At 60.4% G+C, this 4,130-nt stretch carries 4 protein-coding genes; all 4 read right to left on the bottom strand.

The features are described from left to right. Nucleotides 1–833, bottom strand: an 833-nt coding sequence (locus ABX749_RS24430; RefSeq protein ID WP_372898293.1) for a four-carbon acid sugar kinase family protein, incomplete at its 3' end; no start/stop codon positions are given. Continuing rightward, nucleotides 830–1,471, bottom strand: coding sequence for a cyclase family protein (locus ABX749_RS24435; protein ID WP_372898294.1), 642 nt, complete (start codon nucleotides 1,469–1,471; stop codon nucleotides 830–832). The genes ABX749_RS24435 and ABX749_RS24430, both read right to left, overlap by 4 nt. Then, nucleotides 1,468–2,514 carry a Gfo/Idh/MocA family protein gene (locus ABX749_RS24440; RefSeq protein WP_372898295.1) on the bottom strand — a complete coding sequence of 349 codons (1,047 nt, stop codon included), beginning with the start codon at nucleotides 2,512–2,514 and terminating at the stop codon, nucleotides 1,468–1,470. Before ABX749_RS24440 ends, ABX749_RS24435 begins: the two co-directional genes overlap by 4 nt. 101 nt (nucleotides 2,515–2,615) lie before the next feature. Beyond that, nucleotides 2,616–3,917 (bottom strand): MFS transporter, encoded by a 1,302-nt coding sequence (locus tag ABX749_RS24445; protein WP_372898296.1) that lies wholly within the window; start codon nucleotides 3,915–3,917, stop codon nucleotides 2,616–2,618. Nucleotides 3,918–4,130: the final 213 nt, after the last annotated feature.

Below are 4,130 nucleotides of genomic sequence, written 5' to 3' on the forward strand. Positions count from 1 at the left end.
AACAGCGGTTTCTCCTCCAGCCCCGCGTAGGCTTGGACAAAACTCGCTGCGGTGCGGTAGATCAATTCCGCCCCCGAGCGTTCCGCCAAACGCGCGGCAATCGCGAACGCGCGGGCATCAGCGATGTCGACCGCATTGATGATCAAGACGCTTCCCGCCGGTAAATCGGCAATCCGCGCCGCGAGCTGCTGCAAGTCACCTTCGCGAAGCTCCTCGATAGAAACCGAATGCAACGACGTCTGCTCGACCGCCTCGCGAGTCTTTTCCACCACCCAGTCACGCAAGTTCGAATGACGAAATCCGAAGGTCGCGTCTTGGGCAAACGGCGTGTCCGCCGCCGGCACCAACGAATCGCCTTCGGCCACGTAGTGCGTGTCACCAATCGTCAAACGTCCGCCCTGAAGAAAAAACGGCATGATGACGTGGACCGCACCGGGATGCCCGAGCGCCTCGGCGACCGCGTCGACTTCGGCCGGGTAATGACCTCGCAACGTGGAATCACTGCGGCTGATCACCGTCACATCTCTCTGGACGCTCGCCGCCGCTTCACGCAGGTTGCGGCCGAGGACGCGTGCCAATTCAACGGCCTCACGCTCGGGCAGCGCCCGCGAGTTCGTCAACACGTAGAACATCGTGTCGCCACGGCGCAGTTGACCGGCCAGCGAGGGCACATCCCAAGTGGTCAGCACCGGCGTCTGATAGACCGTTTGCGTCCCGGTCGGGTCATCGTCCAACACCACCACGCAGGCACCGGATGCTTCAGCGAGTTGGCGAATTCGGGGCAGCATGTCATCGCGGCGCGGTGGCGGAAGCTGGTTCAAAAGGTCACTCACCACGTCGCCCCCAAAATCGCGAATGCGCGACACGGTGCCCCGTCGCCCCCGGCGATCTTCAACGGCATCGCGCCGAAAATGCACGTCGGCTCAGTCAACTGATCCAGGCCCGTTAACCCTTCGACGATGATGATGCCCGCACCGAGCAGAATCTGATGAATCTCAGTCACCGCGGCCAAGTCGTTGACATCGGCCACCGACGGCGGCTCGACCCCGACCATCCGGACGCGTCGGTCCACCATCCAGCGGGCTAGCTGGGGGCTGATCGGCGGAAAGTGGTCGCGGTAGTGGTCGGGATCGCCGACATGGCGGCTCCACAGCGTCCGCAACAACAACGCATCACCGGGCTGTACCTGGTCGGCCAACGCCCCCAGGTGCTGCACCGTGATCGGTGTTCGGTCGGCCAGACCGTCGAGCCCGACCACCCACGCTTTGCCGATGCAATCGGCGATCGGAATCTGGTCGATCGTTTGCTCGCCTGCCTCAAAGTGATACGGGGAATCCATGTGGGTCCCACAGTGCGAATACAGATGCAACGTCCGCGCGTTCCAACCGTCTCTGGCAACCGTGTACTTGGTTTCATAGTCGACGCCGCGCATCCCTTTTTCCAATCGCAACGTCAAATCAAGGATCCTCATTCGGACGGTGTCTCCCACATCATCGATTCGGCACTGCGGTACATCGCTTCCTGAACCGCGATGCTTTTCAGATAACTGGGGCCGTCGGTTTCAAAGGCCTCTCCAGACCGCAGCCCGCGGACGAAATGCAATTGCGTTTGATGGACACAGTCGCCGGCAAATCCGTGCCGACTGGGTTGATACGGGTGCGGCGCTTCCGGCTGTCCGAGTGGCTGGATTGTCAGCCGGGCGTCATCGTACAAGCGAATCGTTCCGCCGTCACACTCCACCAACAGCTCGCCGAACGTGTAACGTGGATCGTCCGCTGTCGACTCGTTGTAGCGATTGGCGTCATAAACGCCGACGCCGCTTTGGGCAAACTGAAAGATCCCGATCGCGGTGTCTTCGCCGGCGATCACCGGATTGAGTTTTCGATGCATGCACCAGACGCGATCGATTTCGCCGGCCAGGTAGCGAAACGTGTCGATCGTGTGAATGCCGGCTTCGAAAATCAAAAACTGTTCCATCGTCTGAAAGTACGGCTGACGCGCCAAATAAGCATCGTCTCCCCAGCCGTCGCCCATGCGATTCCGCTGCGTGAGGGTGTGTACCTTGTGCCCGACCACGCCGCTCTCCAACAGTTCCTTGATCTCGCGGTACCAGGGCTGGAATCGAAAGTTCTCGTGCACCATGAACCGAACGCCCGCGGCACACGCGACGTCGACAATCTGGCGGGCTTCGGCGACGGTCGGCGCGAGCGGCTTTTGACAAATGATTGCGACGCCGGCGGCGGCAAAATCACCGACCAGCGTCAAATGCGTGTCCGGGCGGGTGACGATGTCCACGAAATCCAATTCGACTTCGGCCAGCATGTTCGCGTGATCGGTGAAAACGGCATCGATCCCATAGGTCTTGGCCGCCCGCTCGGCAGCCGCCGGATTGGAATCGCAAACCGCGACCAAATCGACGCCGGGGATCCGCTTCCACGAATCGAAATGAAATTGGCTGAAGTAGCCGGCGCCGACCACCGCGCCTCGTAATTTCGGTCCGTCAGATTGACTCATGTGGCTACGTTCTACCTAAAAAGATGGAGCAGGGTCCGGACGCCGTCGCGATCCGTGCGGTACCAACGTCGGTGATTTTGAGCGAGAGCAGCGGCACGCGATCAATCACCGGAACCTGGGTCGTACCCCAGTCGCTCTTCGGCAATGCTTCGATCCGGCCGAATTCGAAACCATAAGAAGATCGCCAACAGATTCAATCCCGCTGCGACATAGAAAAACGGCTGGTGCGACCCCAACGCGTCCTTCAAATAGGGAAACGACAACGCGGTGAAGAACGCCCCCAGGTTGCCGACCATGTTCATCGCCCCCGAAACCGCCCCCGCGCTCGCGCCGCCGATGTCCATGCAAGTGGACCAGGAGGGGCTGAGGATCATGTCGCTGCCAAAGATCGCGATGCACATGCACACCACGGCCCAAAACGGCGTCGTCATGTTCACACACAGACTCATGCCGATCGCGGCCAGCAGAAACCCGACGGCCGCGGGCAGACGACGCGACAGCTGCCATCGCCCCTGGCTGTACAAACGATCCACGGTGAAGCCCGCCAGCCAATTCCCCAACACGCCGCACAACAACGGTGACATCGCGTACCAACCGGCCTGCTCGCTGGTCAACTGGTAACTCTCCTTCAAGTACGGAAAGAACCAGGTCACGGTGAAGAAAAACGTGAAGTTGTGGGCGACATATTGGACCATCAACATCAGCATGTTCGGCGACTGCAACATGTTGCCGAACGTGATTGGAACGTCGGCGACCGCATTGACGGCCTCGGAATCGGACTTTCTCGGTCGGCGGGCTTCGATGATGTGATCGCGCTCGGCGGGGGAAACCGCAAAGTGATCTTCGGGCCGATCGCGAAACAGCGCGAACCAGACCACCGCGAACCCGATCCCGATCGCGCCGAAAAACCAAAACGTCTGCTGCCAACCACCCAGCGCCCCGATCAACCAAACCACGCCGGGCATCGCCAGCGCCGCCCCCAGCCGACCACCGGAAAAGCTGATCGAATTGGTGATCCCACGCTCGTTCATCGGCAACCAATTCGTGAACGCCCGCGCCAACGTCGGATAACCACCGGCCTCGCCAAGCCCGAACAGAAACCGCAGCCCGATCATCGCGTAGATCCCACGGACCACGCCGGTCAGCGCCGTGAAGAGCGACCAACACAGACAGACGACCGTCATCACGACTCGAGGCCCGAAACGGTCAGCCAACTTGCCGCTGGGGACCTGGAACAGCGCATAGCCGAGCGAAAACGCCGCCATCACCCAGCCCATCTGCTGATCAGAAAACCCCAGATCGCTCGCCATGTCATCCTTGGCCGCCGAAATACAAGCCCGATCGACCCACATCAAAACCGAGACCAGGAACGCGCCAAGAATCAAAAACAGACGGATCGGCATGCGACGGATTGCCAGTGAGAAGACGAGCGGGACCAGCAGGGGGTGGCGTGATTGTAGCGAACCCCTTTCTGCACGTGTGGCCCGCTGGGCACCATGCAGGTTTCAGGTTTCAGGTTTCAGGTTTCAGGTTTCAGGTTTCAGGTTTCAGGTTTCAGGTTTCAGGTTTCAGGTTTCAGGTTTCAGGTTTCAGGTTTCAGGTTTCAGGTTTGCCGG

This window comes from Stieleria sp., assembly GCF_041595215.1.
Lineage (GTDB): Bacteria > Planctomycetota > Planctomycetia > Pirellulales > Pirellulaceae > Stieleria > Stieleria magnilauensis.